This is a genomic window from Pseudochelatococcus sp., assembly GCF_050946405.1.
In the GTDB taxonomy this organism is placed as follows: Bacteria; Pseudomonadota; Alphaproteobacteria; order Rhizobiales; family Beijerinckiaceae; genus Pseudochelatococcus.
In genome coordinates this window covers 239,837-255,663 of sequence record NZ_JBMNUS010000007.1, presented here as the reverse complement: position 1 = coordinate 255,663, position 15,827 = coordinate 239,837, and the positions used below count along the sequence as shown (strand labels likewise).

Sequence of the window (15,827 nt, the reverse complement as noted above, 5' to 3'; positions counted from 1 at the left end):
TAAAGCGTTTTGTTTGAACGTTGAATCGGTTTCTTTCCTTGCGTCGTGTTTTGTGATTTCTCCTGTTTGAGGAGGATCATGCCATGCCCGCACCGCTTTCGCTTGACTTGCGTCGTCGTTTCCAGCGTGCCATCGAAGACGGTCTGAGTGCGCGGGAGGCCGCCCGGCGCCTGATGATCTCGGCAGCGACAGGCGCACGGCTGGCGGCTAAGGTCCGACGCGGCGGAAGCCTCCGTTGCGGCCAAATGCGGCAGGCCCACAGGCCGGGGTAAACTGGATCCGTACAAGGCATTCCTTGTGGAACTGGTCGAGCAGGATCCCGACATCACGCTGTTCGAACTGCGCGATGCACTGGCCGATGCCGAGGGTGTTCAGGTTCATCACTCGTCCCTTGGCCGGGCGCTGGAACGCGTTGGCTTTACATACAAAAAAGTCGCTGGTCGCTGACGAGCGCCGCCGTGCCGACATCGCCCTTGCCCGCGCCGACTGGATAGAGCGCCGTCAGCCCTTCATGCAGCGCAAGCCCGAACGGCTGGTCTTCATCGACGAAACCTCCGTCAAGACCAATCTGACCCGGCTCAGGGGCCGCGCGCCCCGTGGCAAACGCCTTCAGGGGACGGCCCCCTTCGGCAAGTGGCATACCCAGACCTTCATCGCCGCACTGACGGGCAATGCGCTGATTGCGCCCTGGGTGATCGAAGGCGCCATGAACGGGGCTGCCTTCGACACCTATGTCGAGACCCAACTCGCACCGCAACTCTCCCCCGGCACAGTCGTCATCCTCTCGACAATCTCAGCACCCACCATAGCCCGCGCGCAGCAAAAGCACTGAAAGATCGGGGATGCTGGTTTCTGTTCCTGCCGCCTTACAGCCCTGACCTGAACCCGATCGAAATGGCTTTCGCCAAACCGCTCGATCAGCGCCAGGAACCAATCGGATCGACTGTTGCCGGCGAAGCGCTCGATCTCCGGGAAATACAGGGGCAGATAATGCGTGAGAATCCGGTGCCAGGTCTGATGCCGAATGACGCAATCCTTTACGACGCTCGCACGAACACCGTCGCCTTGCCGATGACCTCCAAAAAGCGGGGCGGAAGGAAACTCGTAATCGCACCGAGCGACGCCTTGCTTGGGTGTGGCCACGCGTCCAGACCGGCAACACGATGGTGCAAGCGCTTGCTCGCGCGCATCGCTGGAAGAGTCTGTTGGACGCCGACCGCTATGCGGCCGCCCAAGACGCGGCCGGGGTCGAGAAGATCAACCTACCCTAATCGCCCGTATCCCAAGCCTGACTCTACTCGCTCAAACATAGTTGGGGAGATTCTTGATGACCGGCAGCCGGTGGGGTTGCAAAAGTAGGAGGGGCAGAGAGGGGCTTTCTTCATTCCCCAGACACTTATTCGATCTCAATGTGTAGCAGCCACTCTTGCAATTTTGGCCAATTTGGCCAAAAACTGTCTTGCCAGTTGGGAATCGCACCATGAAAATCCTCAGCGCCAAAGACGCGAAGTACGGATTCGGCCGACTTATTGATATGGCGCGCGCCGAGCCCGTCTTGGTCGCCAAGCATGGCCGACCAGTCGTGGTGGTGATGGCGATTGAGGAGTACGAAAAACTAATGGCTGGCGAAGGGGAGGGAAAGGACAAGGACAAGAAATCGATGGAAACGAGGCTGACCCGTCCGAAAGATATTGCAGAGAAGTGAGCTGCCCCTATGGCAATGAATACACCCGAGAGCGATCTGGAGCGGGACTTTATATGGAAGTTGCGCGACCTCAAGTACGAGTATCGCCCTGACATCCGTGATCGGGTCACACTGGAGCAGAATTTCAGGGAGAAGTTTGAAACCCTGAATCGCGTCCGCCTAACCGATGCCGAATTCTCGCGCCTCATGGATGAGATCGTCACGCCGGATGTTTTTACGGCAGCCCGAACCCTGCGCGAGCGAAACAATTTCACCCGCGATGACGGGACACCGCTGAACTACACGCTTGTCAACATCAAGGACTGGTGCAAAAATTCCTTCGAGGTGGTCAACCAGCTCCGCATCAATACGGACAACAGCCACCATCGCTATGACGTTATTCTCCTGATCAACGGCGTGCCGGTCGTTCAAATCGAACTGAAGACCCTCGGCATTAGCCCTCGCAGGGCGATGGAGCAGATTGTAGAATACAAGAACGACTCCGGGAACGGCTACACCAAGACACTCTTGTGCTTTCTTCAGCTGTTCATTGTCAGTAACCGTGATCGGACGTTCTATTTTGCGAACAACAATGCGCGCCATTTCGCCTTCAATGCCGAGGAGCGCTTTCTGCCGGTTTACGAGTTTGCCGATGTAGACAACAAGAAGATTGTCTACCTCGATAGCTTCGCAGAGATTTTCCTCGTCAAATGCACCCTCGGCCAGATGATCAGCCGCTACATGGTTCTGGTGGCAAGTGAGCAGAAGCTCCTGATGATGCGGCCGTATCAGGTCTACGCCGTGAAGGCGATTGTCGATTCCATCGCCCAGGACTGTGGCAACGGCTACATCTGGCACACAACGGGCAGCGGCAAGACGCTTACCTCCTTCAAGGCGTCAACGCTGCTGAAGGACAATCCCGACATCGAAAAATGCCTCTTCGTCGTGGACCGCAAGGACCTTGATCGGCAGACTCGCGAGGAGTTCAACAAGTTTCAGGAAGGTTGCGTCGAGGAAAACACCAACACCGCCTCCCTCGTCTGGCGCCTTCTCTCCGACGACTATGCCGACAAGGTCATCGTCTGCACCATCCAGAAGCTTGGTCTTGCGCTGGATGAAAACAGCAGGCGCAACAAGCAGCAGAAAAAGAACGGCAAGAAGAGCTTCAAGGAACAGCTGGAGCCCCTGCGCGACAAGCGCATCGCCTTTATCTTCGACGAATGCCATCGGTCGCAGTTTGGCGAGAACCACAAAGCTATCAAGGAGTTCTTTCCGCGCGCCCAGCTCTTCGGCTTCACCGGAACGCCCATCTTTGATCAGAATGCTGCACAGCAAAAAATCGAAGACACCCAGGCCAGCATGAAGACGACGGAAGACCTTTTCCAAAAGCGACTTCATACCTACACCATCACCCATGCCATTGAGGACGGAAACGTCCTTCGATTCCACGTCGATTACTTCAAGCCGCAAGGAAAGGCTCTGCCCAAGCCAGGCGAACCGCTGGCAAAGCGTGCGGTCATCGAGGCGATCCTGTCAAAGCACGACGCGGCCACCGGTTGCCGCCGGTTCAACGCCTTGCTCGCCACGTCGTCAATCAATGACGCCATCGAATATCACGAGCTTTTCAAGGTCATGCAGGCTGAGAAGCTGGCCGCCGATCCCAGCTTTCAGCCGTTGAACATCGCCTGCGTTTTCTCTCCGCCTGCCGAGGGCGATCCTGACGTGAAGCAGATTCAGGAAGACCTGCCGACGGAGAAGGAAGACAACGCGGTTGAGCCAGAGAAAAAGAAGGAGGCCCTGAAGGCCATCCTCGCGGACTACAACGCCAACTACGGCACAAACCACAAGGTCGGCGAGTTCGACCGGTATTATCAGGACGTGCAGAAGCGCATCAAAGACCAGCAGTGGCCCGAAGCTGACCTGCGGAAAGCCTATCCCAATGTGCCGCACCACAAGATCGACATCACGATTGTCGTCGACATGTTGCTGACAGGCTTCGACTCCAAGTTCCTGAACACGCTCTACGTCGACAAGAACCTCAAGCATCACGGCCTGATCCAGGCGTTCTCGCGCACCAACCGCGTGCTGAACGCCACCAAGCCCTATGGCAACATCCTTGACTTCCGCCAACAGCAGGGTGCGGTCGATGCCGCCATCGCCCTCTTCTCCGGCGAGGCGGCCGCCGAAAAGGCTCGCGAAATCTGGCTGGTCGACAAGGCGCCCGTGGTTATCCAGAAGCTGGAAACTGCCGTCCAGAAGCTCGACACCTTCATGAAGTCGCAGGGCCTCGACTGCGCCCCCGACGCAGTGCCCAATCTCAAGGGCGATGCCGCCCGCGCGGCCTTCATCGAGCATTTCAAGGAGGTTCAGCGGCTCAAGACCCAGTTGGACCAATACACCGATCTGACGCCCGAAAACGCCGCCACGATCGAACAGATTCTGCCGCGCGACAACCTTCTGGGCTTTCGTGGGGCCTATCTGGAAACCGCCCAGCGCCTGCGGGCCCAGCAGGGCAAGGCGGCGGACAAGCCGACGCCCGAAGCCGACCAACTGGATTTCGAGTTCGTCCTCTTTGCTTCGGCCGTCATCGACTATGACTATATCATGGGCCTGATCGCCCGCTATTCCGAAGCAACGCCCGGTAAGCAGAAGATGAGCCGCGAGGAGCTTGTCGGCCTGATCCAGTCCGATGCCAAGTTCATGGACGAGCGTGAGGATATCGCGGCCTATATCAACACCCTAAAGGCGGGCGAGGGGCTTAGCGAAAAGGCCATCCGCGACGGTTACAGCCGCTTCAAGGCGGAAAAGAACGCGGCGGAACTGGCGGGGATCGCTGGCAAGCACGGGCTGGCCACCGAGCCGCTGCAAGGCTTTGTCGACACCATCCTGCAACGCATGATCTTTGATGGCGAGGCGCTGACCGACCTGATGGAGCCCCTTGGCCTGAACTGGAAGGCACGCCGGGTCAAGGAACTGGATCTGATGGCTGACCTGATGCCGCTACTTCTCAAGCGCGCTGGTGGGCGTGAGATTTCGGGGCTGAGCGCTTATGAGCAGTAAGGGGAAATCATCTGCCGCGACGGGCGGCGGAGCAGCCTTGGTGCCTAAGCTGCGGTTTCCGGAGTTTCAGGGCTTAGAAGGTTGGAAAGAGGTCTCGCTGCAGAAGCTGGCCGGGCCAGTAGCTGATAGGTCAGCAACCGGCGATGTCGACAACGTTTTGAGCCTTTCGGGTGAACACGGCCTTGTGCTGCAAAGCGACTATTTCGGAAAGAAGATCGCTGGCGAGGGCACCGACCGTTATCTGAAGATTCGCAGAGACGACTTTGTCTACAACGACCGGACAACGAAGGCGTCAAGCTTCGGAACGATCAAACGGCTTTCCAACTATTCGGATGGGATCGTCTCGCCCATCTATAAGTGCTTCCGCTTCCACCCGAGTGAGAATCCAGTCTTCTGGGAATGGTATTTCGAGTCGGGAACCCACGATCCGGCGCTGGGTGGGCTCGTCAATGAGGGTGCCAGAGCAGGCCGATTTAATATCTCCGTTACTAAGTTCTTGTCGACAAACGTATGGCGGCCCGACGAAGCCGAACAACAGAAGATCGCCGACTGCCTGGACTCGTTAGACGCGCTGATTGCCGCGCAGGAGCGGAAGGTGGAGGTGCTGAGGGCTCACAAGAAGGGCCTGATGCAGCAGCTTTTCCCCCAGGAAGGCGAAACCCAACCCCGCCTCCGCTTCCCCGAGTTTGAGGGTGCGGGGGATTGGGAGGACAGGGCGATCGGCGATTTTGGTCAGGTGGTTACTGGAAGTACGCCGAGCACTGCCGAACCCACCTTCTACGGGGACGGTATTCCGTTTGTTTCACCCGCTGACATCTCTGACCTTCGATATGTCGAAGAAACCAAAACAACGTTGACCGAGGCTGGCTTCAAGAAGACTCGCCCGATTCGGGCGGGCAGCGTTCTCTTCGTGTGCATCGGCTCCACGATTGGAAAGATCGCCCAGAACATTCGAGACTGCGCGACAAACCAGCAGATCAATGCGGTCATCCCAAACGCAAAGCACTCGGACGGCTTCGTCTACTTTGCCTTGTCAAATGCCTCCGACCGCATCGCGTTGCTTGCCGGAAGGCAGGCCGTTCCAATTATCAATAAGTCGCTGTTCTCCTCGGTGCGGCTACTAGTCCCAAGTCTCCTCGAACAACAGAGGATCGCCGACTGCCTCACCTCCCTCGACGACCTCATCGCCGCCGAGATCGGGAAACTCGATACGCTCAAGACCCACAAAAGAGGGCTGATGCAGCAGCTCTTCCCTCGCGTCGGGGAGGTTGACGCATGAACGGTGTCCGCACCTATCAGAGCTTGGGCAAGCTGGTAACACGGCTGCGGGACGATCTGAACGACGCCGACCTTGTGTTGCTGTATGCCTATAACCGCACAGGTAAGACCCGCCTGTCGATGGAGTTCAAGGACGCAGGCAAACGCAAGACCAAGAAGAACCCGACCGGAACGCCCGATACGCTTTATTTCAACGCCTTTACCGAGGATCTGTTCGTCTGGGAAAACGACCTTGACAGCGACAGCGTGCGCCGTCTTCAACTGAACGAAAAATCATCCTTCTTCAACGCGATGGCGGGACTCGCGCTGGAAAAGACGATTGAGCTTTACCTCTCCCGATACGCCGACTTCGAATTCGACTTCACCTATAAAGATGTTCAGCAGGGCAACGAGACCATCTCCAAGCCCGCTTTCGTGAGCTTCCGAAAGGGTGATCAGACCAACATCAAAGTGTCACGGGGTGAACAGAACATCTTTGTGTGGTGCATCTTCATGGCCATCTGCGAACGGATGCTGGATGGGCATGAATCTTATCAGGGGAAGAAGTACCTCTACATCGACGACCCGATCTCGTCGCTGGATGACAACAACGCGATTTCCGTGGCCTGCGATCTGGCCAAGCTTCTCCGCCGGGCAGCCACGCGGAAGGATGCCAACGGTGCGCCCGCCCCGATCAAGGTGATCTTTTCGTCCCACCACGCGCTGTTCTTCAACGTCATGTGCAACGAGATGGGCAGGCGGACCGAGGGCGAGCCGAAGATCACCCACAAGCGCTATTTCCTGCGCCGCCCAAACGGCGATGACGTCTACACGCTCCAGGCGAGCGAGGATACGCCCTTCTTCCACCATGTCGCCACCTTGGCCGAGTTGCAGCGTGCTGCAGATCCCGGCAAGGGGAAGCTCTACACCTTCCACTTCAACGCCTTGCGCAGCGTCATGGAGAAGACAGCCTCTTTCTTCGGTCATCCAGGCATGGCCTTCTGCCTGAAGGCGCTGGACAACGAAGAGGATCGGGCGCTGTTCAACCGGGCCCTGAACCTGCTGAGCCACGGCGCCTATGCCATCCATGAACCCACAGAGATGGGCGAGGATAACAAGGAACTGTTCCGCCGCATCCTGCGCGAATTCGTCACGCGGTTCGAGTTCGCCCTGCCGGGAGTTGTTCCGGTCCAGCCCGCAGCCCCGGCGCCAGCGCCCGCCCCCCAGGAAGCACCCGTACAATGAACGACCAAATCCAAAAACAACTGGGCAAGACGCTCTGGAACATTGCCGATCAGCTGCGCGGCGCGATGAACGCGGACGATTTCCGCGATTACATGCTGTCATTCCTGTTTCTGCGTTACCTCTCTGACAACTACGAGGCGGCAGCGAAGCGGGAACTGGGACCGGATTACCCTGATGTGCCAGAAGATGTGTTGGAACGCTCAGGCGCGAGCACACCCTTGCAGGCGTGGTACGAGGACAATCCGAACGACGTGGCCGAGTTCGAAAAGCAAATGCGCCGCAAGGTGCATTATGTGATCCAGCCGCCCTATCTGTGGAACAACATCGCCAAGCTGGCCCGCACGCAGAGCGATGAATTGCTGCTGACTCTCTACGAGGGCTTCAAGTACATCGAGAACGAGTCTTTCCAGAGCACGTTCGGTGGGTTGTTCTCGGAGATCAATCTTTATTCGGAAAAGCTGGGCAAGACGCAGGCGGACAAGAACAAGAAGCTCTGTTCGATTATTGCCGAGATCGCCCGGGGGCTGGCCGAGTTCTCGTCCGGGGTGGATTATCTGGGCGATGCCTATGAATATCTGATTGGCCAATTCGCTGCCGGTTCCGGCAAAAAGGCAGGCGAGTTTTACACGCCGCAGCAGATTTCCGACATCCTGTCGGCGATTGTGACCCTGGACAGCCAAGAACCCGCCACGGGCCAGAAAGAGCGTCTGGCCAGCGTTCTCGATTTCGCTTGCGGATCGGGTTCTCTTCTTCTCAACGTTCGCAAGCGGATGGGACCGCACGGCATCGGTAAGATTTTCGGTCAGGAAAGCAATATCACGACCTACAACCTCGCCCGGATGAACATGCTGCTGCATGGGGTGAAGGACACTGAGTTCGAAATCTTCCACGGCGATACCCTAGCCAATGACTGGGACATCCTGCGCGAGTTGAACCCCGCTAAGAAGCCTGCCTTTGATGCCATCGTGGCCAACCCGCCCTTCAGCTTCCGGTGGGAGCCGACCGAGGCAATGGGCGACGATGTGCGGTTCAAGAACTACGGGCTGGCGCCAAAGTCGGCCGCAGACTTCGCCTTCCTGCTGCACGGTTTCCACTACCTGAAGGACGAAGGCGTGATGGCCATCATCCTCCCCCACGGGGTGCTGTTCAGAGGCGGGGCGGAAGAACGCATCCGCACGAAGCTCTTGAAGGGCGGTAACATCGACACGGTCATCGGCCTTCCTGCGAACCTGTTCTATTCGACCGGCATCCCGGTCTGCATCCTTGTGCTGAAGAAGTGCAAGAAACCGGATGACGTGCTCTTCATCAACGCAGCGGAGCACTTTGCGAAGGGCAAACGCCAGAACCAGCTCACGGACGATCATATCGGCAAGATCATCGAGACATACCAGTTCCGCAAGGAGGAGGCCCGCTATTCCAAGCGCGTGAGCATGGAGCGCATCGCTGAGGAGGGCTACAACCTCAACATCTCTCGCTACATCAGCACTGCCGTGGGCGAGGAAGAGATCGATTTGTCGGCCACGCGCGAGCAATTGGCCACGATTGAGGCGCAGATCCGAACGTCGATAACGAAGCACAACACGTTTTTGAAGGAGCTTGGGCTGCCTCTTCTGCCAGGGGAGAATTGAGGCTATTTTGCCCATATCAACGACGGGAAATAAAGGTGCGGCGTTGCCGTACGATGATGGCGGGCGTCGCTGCGATATGCGGGCTCTCCGCGCCGCCCGCCATCGGTCACGCCTGATCCTGCTGCGGTTGAGTTCTGTCATCTACGCCTGCTGAACGTTCCGCTGCGAACGCCTCTTTCCCCTTTTCGGCCCACAGTTGCCGCGCCCGTTCATGATCCTCGCTGTTGAGTTTTTCAGCCACCCAGCGATGTTTGCCGAGTTTGGCCAAGCTTTCAATGCCACGCCTTGCGATACGCGACGTGATGCCTCTCTTGCGCAGGTCTCTTCTCCGCGCCTCCCGCCATCGGTTGCGCCCCATCCTGCTATGATTGCGTTCCGTCACTGTGTCCGGGGCGGCGTGTCGGCCCGGGCCTGTGCCTCGCGGACGGACTCCGGGTCGGCCATGACGATATGCTGCTGCTGGGGGGTTTTCTCATGTTCCCGGTAGTCCAGCCCGAGATATTGCTTGCGAAAGTAAAACAGCATGGCGAGGCGCATCGGGATCTCGAATATTCCGTCGCGCATGCCGTAGTCGGCTGCGACGGCTTGTTTTTGCGCATCTGACAGCGCCGGGTGCGGCTTCAGCCTGACCCGGTAGATTTCGTGCCAGGCGCCGTCATCGTCGGACAGGAGGCCGGGCGCGCCTTCATCCCGGATTCCCGAGATGCGGGGAAGCAGGAAATCGCGAAAAGTGCCGCGTTCATGGCAGAAAGCCCTCGCGTGCCAGCGCATGCCGTCGAAGCAGAAGGCGTGCGGCGTGATCCGCCGCCATTGCGGCTTCGGCTTGTCCGGGTTGAGCGATTGGTAGCGGATTTCGACGGAGAGGTTGGAGCGGATCACGGTCAACAATCGGCGAAGCATCGCGGGATCGACGGCGCGGCGCGGCTGCGCGAGAGTTGCGAAGGCCACCGGCTGCGAAACCCATGTCTGGCTCGCAAGGTGCGGGGGCAACTCGGCGGCCGTCATCTGCATCAGGTAGTCGCCCGCGTCCGGCTGGAGATATTTCGGCCGGAATTCGCTCGTGGCGAAATAGCGCTTCAGACTGGTATCGTAGCGCATGTTGCCGGGAGCGGCTTCCTGATAATGCGTCAGGTCCTTCGATGCCTGCGGGACCGAGACCCTGAAGCGGTCGATGATGTCGGCACGGTTGACGCCCCCTTCCCAGAACAGGCGAAACTCGATGAACTCGAGCCGTTGCTCGATGCCCCACCGCAGGTTGCGCGTCTGCTCGCTCATCTGGAATCGCACCCTCATATGAGAATAAAAACTATACGCATCTTGACGCGGTTCGACAGTCCGTATAGTTACTATGCCCATCGGTCGGCTGTGGTCAAGGTACCCTTTCGGGCGGCGCGGGATTACCCGAGGCCCGGTGTCGGTCCACGATCTGTTGTACCGTGTTCCGCCGATCGAGACTGCATGAACGAATCTTGGACGATAAAGCGCGGAAGGTGGGCGTGATGGAGCTGTTTGATCGTCTTGTGAGGGGGCATGCCCTGCTCACGTCGTCAGCGCCGGAGAACGACGCCTTCGAGCATTACATGCTGCGGGCGATGGTGCTGGCCTATGTCGGCTTGCTCAGGAAAGGCGAGCACTACGTCTTTTCCGCAAATGTCGTGAAATGGTACCTGGCCAATGCAGAGAGCCTGAATCTGTCCATTCCGCAACTGGGGGCTTACCGGGGCGAGGGCGGCGACACCGAGTTGCCGCCGGTCGTCTCCGTAAAGCTGCCGCCCGAGGTTATTCCGGCAAACCGGATTGCCGCCCCTGCGCCGTCGGCGCTGCAACGCCGCCTGGATTGGGTCTGCGCGACGCTGGCGCTCGATGATCGCAGCGCGCTGATCCTGGGCATCTTGTTCCGGTTGACCTACGTGACGTCCTGTCGCTCCTTTGCCACGCTGCTGCATACGGATCGCGGTTTTGCCGATGAATTTGGCATCGGCGTCGCGTCGTCATCGGGAAGCGGGTGTCTCGACGATGGAGAGGTCAGCGGCGGGATGGTTTGTGCGTTGTCGGGCATCCCGAAGTGGGCCATCAACGATTATCTCGGCAAGAATGCCCCGCTGCGGCGGTTCGGGCTCGTCGAGGACCGGTACGGCGGCACTTTTGCTCCCTCCGCGGTGCTCGCCGATCTGTTGAAAAAGGATACGGACGATCCCCGCCTTCTGGAACAAAGCCTGTTCGGCCAGCCCCGTTCTTCGACATTGGAGCGGTCGGACTTCCGCCATCTCGGCCGGGTCGTGGATGATGTCGCGAATATCCTCGATGGAGCTTTCGCAACCCGTGAACAAGGCATCAATATCCTGTTTCACGGTGATCCGGGGACGGGAAAGACCGAGTTCGCAACTTTGCTGGGGGCTCTCTGCGACGCGCGTGTCGTCTTTGCCGGAGAAGCGAATGAGCGCCTTCAGGAGCCGAGCCGGGCGGACCGGCTGGCGCATCTGTCCTTTCTCTCGGCGCTCGGATGGAGCGCCGGGCGAACGCTCGTGGTGGTGGATGAGGCCGATGATATTTTCGTCGGCGTCGATACGGGGCATGGGGCGGACCGGCGCGGGTCGAAGGTGTTTCTCAACCGGCTGATCGAGACGAGCGCTGTCCCGACCATCTGGATCACCAACCATCCGTGGCGTCTTGGGGAAGCGGTCCTGCGGCGCATGGCGCGGGTCGTCGAGTTCAGACGGCCGGGCATTGCGATGCGCAGGCGCATCGTCGACCGTCATGTCGGGGCGTCCGGCATTTCCCTCGATTCCGGGAGTCGCGACAGGCTTGCGCAGATGCCCGTGGCGCCGGCCGTCATCGCGTCCGCCCTCAAGGCGGCGCGCCTCGGCGCTGCGGGAGCGGGCGAAGAGGCCGTCGAGGTGGGAGAGATTGCCGTCGCCTCCGCCCTTTCGATCCACAAGGTGCTGAGCGGGCGGGAACCGGCCCTGCCGTTGCCCCATGGAGCGCGGTTCGACGCTGCACTGTCGTCGGCGGATGTCGATCTGGCGTCGCTTGAGGAGCGTGTGACGGCTGCGGGACCGGGGGCGCTGTCTTTCCTGTTCACCGGCCTGCCGGGGACGGGGAAAAGTGCCTTTGCCCGTCATCTGGCCGAGTGTCTCGGCCTTGAGGTGCTGGAAAAGCGCGGCTCCGATTTGCTTGGAATGTATGTCGGCCAGACGGAGGCGAACATCGCCGAGGCTTTTCGCGAAGCGCTCGACAACCGGATGTTTCTCATCTTCGACGAGGCGGACTCGCTGCTCGCCGACCGAACCGGCGCCGCGCGCAATTGGGAGGTGAGCCAGGTCAACGAGATGCTGACCTGGATGGAACGCCATCCCCTGCCGTTCGCGGCAACCGGCAACGCGCCGGAGCGTCTCGACCCCGCCGTGCAGCGGCGCTTTCTGTTCAAGGTCCGGTTCGGCGCCATGACGGGTGCGCAGATCGCGAAGGCTTTCCGCCTGCATTTCGGCTGCGAGGCGCCGGCCCGTGTGCTGCGGCTTGACCCGCTGACGCCCGGCGATTTCGTGGTGGTGGCCCGCAAGGCAAGGGTGTTGCGCACCTCCGACGCGCGAATCCTGGGGGAGATGCTGAAAGGGGAGGTTGCGCTGAAACCCGGCGCAGGCCGGCCGATCGGCTTCGTGTGATCGGCTTCATGCATTTCGACAACTTCAACCGGTGCGCGTCGCGCGGGCAGTGCTTTCATCGGCCCTGTCTTGGCACCCGCGAATTCGCGGCCCGCTTCGCGCTGTTGCCTGCCGGTCAGCCTCTGCCGAAAGCCGGCGACGAGACCTGCGATATCGGCCTCATGCTGTGGGACATCGACCACCAGGCAAAGGATCGTCCGTCGCTGTTCTTCCGGGCGAAACTGGAGAACGGCGTCGTCCGGTGCCCGCGCCCCATTCGCCGGAGATTCTGCGATGAGTATTTTGGCTTCGCTGGCAAAAGCTTACGACAGGCTGCCCGATGCGCCGCCCTATGGCCTCTCGGCGGAAAAAAACGGCTTCCTGATTTCGCTGAATGACGACGGATCGGTTGATGGTGCAACAGCCCCTTTTCCAGCCGACAGCGTCGAGCCGGCGGGATCGGCTTCCATCGTCGCGAAGCCCGTGGATGGGCGGGTGGCAGGGCAAGAAGAATGCCGGCAAGGGCGAGGAGGGAGGGCATTACGATTGAGGGACAGGTGCTGCCGCTCCGCATGGGCGGGTTGAGCGAGATCAAGGTGCTGCACGAGATACGGCGCGCCGGTGCGCGCTTCCCGCTGATGCGCGGCGATGGCTACCGCTACGGCTGGTATGTCGTCAACCGTCTGCGCGAGAGCCGCCCGCACCTCATGCACGGCTTCGTCATGCATTATTCCATCGGCATGGAGCAGGCGGATTTGACGCCGGCGGCGTGTCACCATCTGAACCGGGATTTGCTGTTTTCCTCGGCGGCTTCTGTTTCCATGTCGACGCAGTTTTCAACTCTTGCTCAACTCTTGGCCGGCCCTCCGCCCGGATACTTCATCATTCTTCCGCCTGCACTGCGCCACCGTCATAGCCCGGCGCGTTCAGTACAATTCGCTGAACACGTGCCGTGCGCCGCGTCGCGCCAGGAGCGCGGCGGTGTCGGCTACCATTGCTCCCGATCCGCATATGTAGAAGTCGGTGCCCTCCGGGTCGACATCACACGTTGCCAGCGCGTCGGTCACTCGGCCGGGGAAAGTACGTGGCGGCGGCGCACCTTCGGCTTCGTTTGCGCGGATTTCGCCTGTATCCTTGCTGAGGCACAGGACCACGGTGCCCGGCAATGCCGCGGCCTGAGAGGTGATGTCGTCGGCCCGTGTTCGGCAGCCGAAATACAGCGTTGCCCCTGCCAGCGTTCCCGCGCGGGAGAGTTGTTCGAACATCGGCAGGAACGGTGCGAGCCCGGTGCCGGTGGCGACGAACACCGGGCGGCGCGGCCCATCGGATAATGTGAACCGGCCCATCGGGCCTTCCACGACGGTGCGGGTTCCCAGTGCCGCTCCGGCGGCGAAACGCGAGCCGGGGCCGCCGGTCCGCGTGCTGATCAGGAACGTGATGCGGCGGCCGTCGAGCGCTGCGATCGAGTAGTCTCGCCAGTCGAAATCCGCAACACGAATGCGGGCGAACTGGCCCGGTGCAAAGGAGCCGAACGCGCGATCGAGCTCGAATTCGACGCGCAGGATGGTGTCCGTGAGCCCTCGACGCCCTGTCAGCACCGCATACGCCTTGCCGCGCGGCAGCTCCGCCGCGGTCGCGACCGTTGCAGCCGCCGCGACCGGCCGCGAACCGCGCAATGCCGACCGGATCCGCAGGTAGCCCCCAGACCCCAGCGCCTGGCACGCCGCACCGACGCCGCCCATGAGCGAACCGACGATGCCGAGACACGCCGCGTCGGCGCCGGTCAGGAACAGGCCCGGCACCGGCGTGCGCGGCTCCAGCAGGCCGGAACGCTGGCGCTCGGGCGTGGCCGGAAGGCCATAGATCCTGCCATGAGGATGCATGCTGTAATGCTCGATGGTCAGCGGCGTCGACAACTCGGCGTATGCGACAAGGTCGCGCAATCCCGGCACGGCCGTGTCGGCCAGCGCCAGCATGCCGTCGCCGATACGCTCCTTCAACGCCAGATAGTCGGCGCCGCGAGAGCCCCTGGAGGTGCCGCGCCATGCGTCGAATGCGGCGGCGTCGACGGGGCTCATGATCTCGGCCGTCGGCACAAGCTCGTCGCCGCTCTTCAGCGACGGGAACGACAGGTACAGCCGTCGCGGCCGGCCCTGCAACAGGCCCCGGCTCATGGCCTCGGTGTCGTCGTGGTCGAAGTCGGCGTTGATCCAGTGGTTCTCGCCCTGCACGCCGAGCGTCGCGGCCGAAGCGCGGAGCCGCAGATACAGCGTCACCGTGCTCAGCCGGGCATGCCGCCCGTTCTGAAGAGTGGCCATCAAGGCGCGCTGCGGCGCCGTCAGACGCCCGACCGGACCATCGGTCGGCAGCAGCTTCTCGTAGGTGAGCGGGGCTCCGGCATCGGAAATGACGACCGGCGCACGATACACCAACGCGCGTGGCGAGGCGCCCCGGCGGTCGATCACGCGCACGCCCACGGCCCGGCCGCCTTCGACAAGGATCTGCTCCACCTGCTGCGCCACGCGAACCGCGCCGCCGGCACGCTCGATGCCGGCCTCGAAGGTGCGCGCGACACGACCGGCGCCGCCCTGGGGATACCAGGCGCCGTCAAGGTAGTGAGCGACGATCTGGGCATGAATCGCGAACGCGCTTTGCTCGGGCGGCAGCCCGTAGTCCAGCCATTGAGTGGTCAGCAGCGCACGCAGTTGCGGCGAGCGCACCAGGCGTTCGAGCACGCGGGCCGTGGGCTGCGTGGCCGTGCCGCCGGAGAGGCGTTCGGCCAGCCGCAGCAGCGGCGCGAAAGGCCGCGGCACCATGGCGCGGCTGAGGCCGAGCGTCGACCAGGCGGCTGCGCGACGCACGGCACGGAAGTAGCGGTCGATCGCCCCGGCCTCCTCGGGGAAGCGCTGAGCCAGACGATCGCGATAGCGCTGTGGGTCCGACGGCACCGCCATATGCAGACCGGGGTAGTGGAAATGCTCGAATTCGTCAGGCATGCGGTTCCATTGCAGCGCGCCGCCCGAAAGGTAGTCGAAGTAGGCGCGTGCCGGCGCGCCGGGATCGAGCTGCCCGACATAGTGCAGCCCCACGTCCCAGCTCGCGCCGTCGCGGCGGAAGGCGTGCGTGAAGCCGCCGGGTTCGGTGTGCTGCTCCAGCACCAGCACACGCCGCCCGGCCACGCCGGCCAGCAAGCCCGCTGCGGTCAGGCCGCCAATGCCCGAGCCGATGACGATCGCGTCGGGTTTCAGGTCTTGCGCGTCCATGTCCATCGTAGTCTCCGCGACTTGACAGTGTCTAGGAGGCTAGGGCGCT

At 61.2% G+C, this 15,827-nt stretch carries 13 protein-coding genes and 2 pseudogenes; 11 read left to right on the top strand and 4 right to left on the bottom strand.

The genetic code is table 11. The annotated features are described in order from the left end of the window. Window positions 1-287, bottom strand: a 287-nt coding sequence (locus tag ACOYJQ_RS12535; RefSeq protein ID WP_433458841.1) for a hypothetical protein, incomplete at its 3' end; no start/stop codon positions are given. 10 nt (window positions 288-297) lie between these two features. Between ACOYJQ_RS12535 and ACOYJQ_RS12530 the strand changes: the two genes are divergently transcribed. The 7 genes from ACOYJQ_RS12530 to ACOYJQ_RS12500 all read left to right on the top strand — a co-directional run bounded on the left by ACOYJQ_RS12530 (window position 298) and on the right by ACOYJQ_RS12500 (window position 8,874). Continuing rightward, window positions 298-447 (top strand): hypothetical protein, encoded by a 150-nt coding sequence (locus ACOYJQ_RS12530; protein ID WP_433458840.1) that lies wholly within the window; start codon window positions 298-300, stop codon window positions 445-447. After that, the gene (locus ACOYJQ_RS12525; RefSeq protein WP_433458839.1) at window positions 413-832 is read left to right on the top strand and encodes a transposase; all 420 of its coding nucleotides are present in this window, start codon (window positions 413-415) and stop codon (window positions 830-832) included. The genes ACOYJQ_RS12530 and ACOYJQ_RS12525 overlap by 35 nt, the downstream gene beginning before the upstream one ends. A 648-nt stretch (window positions 833-1,480) precedes the next feature. Further along, a complete protein-coding gene (locus tag ACOYJQ_RS12520) occupies window positions 1,481-1,705 on the top strand; it encodes a type II toxin-antitoxin system Phd/YefM family antitoxin (RefSeq protein ID WP_433458838.1) in 225 nt (74 codons plus the stop codon). 9 nt (window positions 1,706-1,714) lie between these two features. Beyond that, window positions 1,715-4,744: a type I restriction endonuclease subunit R gene (locus ACOYJQ_RS12515; RefSeq protein ID WP_433458837.1), complete on the top strand. Its 3,030-nt coding sequence runs from the start codon at window positions 1,715-1,717 to the stop codon at window positions 4,742-4,744. Further along, window positions 4,734-6,023, top strand: coding sequence for a restriction endonuclease subunit S (locus tag ACOYJQ_RS12510; protein ID WP_433458835.1), 1,290 nt, complete (start codon window positions 4,734-4,736; stop codon window positions 6,021-6,023). The genes ACOYJQ_RS12515 and ACOYJQ_RS12510 overlap by 11 nt, the downstream gene beginning before the upstream one ends. Continuing rightward, window positions 6,020-7,246, top strand: coding sequence for an AAA family ATPase (locus tag ACOYJQ_RS12505; protein WP_433458833.1), 1,227 nt, complete (start codon window positions 6,020-6,022; stop codon window positions 7,244-7,246). The genes ACOYJQ_RS12510 and ACOYJQ_RS12505 overlap by 4 nt, the downstream gene beginning before the upstream one ends. After that, window positions 7,243-8,874, top strand: coding sequence for a type I restriction-modification system subunit M (locus tag ACOYJQ_RS12500; RefSeq protein WP_433458832.1), 1,632 nt, complete (start codon window positions 7,243-7,245; stop codon window positions 8,872-8,874). Before ACOYJQ_RS12505 ends, ACOYJQ_RS12500 begins: the two co-directional genes overlap by 4 nt. A gap of 229 nt (window positions 8,875-9,103) precedes the next feature. On the opposite strand, the pseudogene ACOYJQ_RS12495 reads toward ACOYJQ_RS12500, so the two are convergent. Beyond that, window positions 9,104-9,202: pseudogene (locus ACOYJQ_RS12495) on the bottom strand (IS5/IS1182 family transposase); the annotation flags it as partial. A gap of 50 nt (window positions 9,203-9,252) precedes the next feature. Beyond that, the gene (locus ACOYJQ_RS12490; protein WP_433458831.1) at window positions 9,253-10,149 is read right to left on the bottom strand and encodes a WYL domain-containing protein; all 897 of its coding nucleotides are present in this window, start codon (window positions 10,147-10,149) and stop codon (window positions 9,253-9,255) included. 224 nt (window positions 10,150-10,373) lie between these two features. Here ACOYJQ_RS12490 and ACOYJQ_RS12485 point away from each other — a divergent pair, with 224 nt between their 5' ends. The 4 genes and pseudogenes from ACOYJQ_RS12485 to ACOYJQ_RS12470 form a co-directional block, all read left to right on the top strand. Further along, the gene (locus ACOYJQ_RS12485) at window positions 10,374-12,536 is read left to right on the top strand and encodes an AAA family ATPase (RefSeq protein ID WP_433458829.1); all 2,163 of its coding nucleotides are present in this window, start codon (window positions 10,374-10,376) and stop codon (window positions 12,534-12,536) included. Between the two features lie 8 nt (window positions 12,537-12,544). After that, window positions 12,545-12,913 (top strand): hypothetical protein, encoded by a 369-nt coding sequence (locus ACOYJQ_RS12480; protein ID WP_433458827.1) that lies wholly within the window; start codon window positions 12,545-12,547, stop codon window positions 12,911-12,913. A gap of 14 nt (window positions 12,914-12,927) precedes the next feature. After that, a complete protein-coding gene (locus ACOYJQ_RS12475; protein ID WP_433458825.1) occupies window positions 12,928-13,065 on the top strand; it encodes a hypothetical protein in 138 nt (45 codons plus the stop codon). After that, window positions 13,028-13,168 (top strand): annotated as a pseudogene (locus ACOYJQ_RS12470) (hypothetical protein); the annotation flags it as partial. The gene ACOYJQ_RS12475 and the pseudogene ACOYJQ_RS12470, both read left to right, overlap by 38 nt. A gap of 273 nt (window positions 13,169-13,441) precedes the next feature. Here ACOYJQ_RS12470 and ACOYJQ_RS12465 read toward each other — a convergent pair. Further along, window positions 13,442-15,784, bottom strand: a complete 2,343-nt coding sequence (locus tag ACOYJQ_RS12465; RefSeq protein WP_433458824.1) for an FAD-dependent oxidoreductase — start codon at window positions 15,782-15,784, stop codon at window positions 13,442-13,444. Window positions 15,785-15,827: the final 43 nt, after the last annotated feature.

What these genes read in the sequence shown, in the direction of transcription:
- ACOYJQ_RS12520 (WP_433458838.1), top strand. Translation starts at nt 1,481, where the DNA reads ATGAAAATCCTCAGCGCCAAAGACGCGAAGTACGGATTCGGCCGACTT.
- ACOYJQ_RS12515 (WP_433458837.1), top strand. Translation starts at nt 1,715, where the DNA reads ATGGCAATGAATACACCCGAGAGCGATCTGGAGCGGGACTTTATATGG.
- ACOYJQ_RS12510 (WP_433458835.1), top strand. Translation starts at nt 4,734, where the DNA reads ATGAGCAGTAAGGGGAAATCATCTGCCGCGACGGGCGGCGGAGCAGCC.
- ACOYJQ_RS12505 (WP_433458833.1), top strand. Translation starts at nt 6,020, where the DNA reads ATGAACGGTGTCCGCACCTATCAGAGCTTGGGCAAGCTGGTAACACGG.
- ACOYJQ_RS12500 (WP_433458832.1), top strand. Translation starts at nt 7,243, where the DNA reads ATGAACGACCAAATCCAAAAACAACTGGGCAAGACGCTCTGGAACATT.
- ACOYJQ_RS12490 (WP_433458831.1), bottom strand. Translation starts at nt 10,149, where the DNA reads ATGAGCGAGCAGACGCGCAACCTGCGGTGGGGCATCGAGCAACGGCTC.
- ACOYJQ_RS12485 (WP_433458829.1), top strand. Translation starts at nt 10,374, where the DNA reads ATGGAGCTGTTTGATCGTCTTGTGAGGGGGCATGCCCTGCTCACGTCG.
- ACOYJQ_RS12480 (WP_433458827.1), top strand. Translation starts at nt 12,545, where the DNA reads ATGCATTTCGACAACTTCAACCGGTGCGCGTCGCGCGGGCAGTGCTTT.
- ACOYJQ_RS12475 (WP_433458825.1), top strand. Translation starts at nt 12,928, where the DNA reads ATGGTGCAACAGCCCCTTTTCCAGCCGACAGCGTCGAGCCGGCGGGAT.
- ACOYJQ_RS12465 (WP_433458824.1), bottom strand. Translation starts at nt 15,784, where the DNA reads ATGGACATGGACGCGCAAGACCTGAAACCCGACGCGATCGTCATCGGC.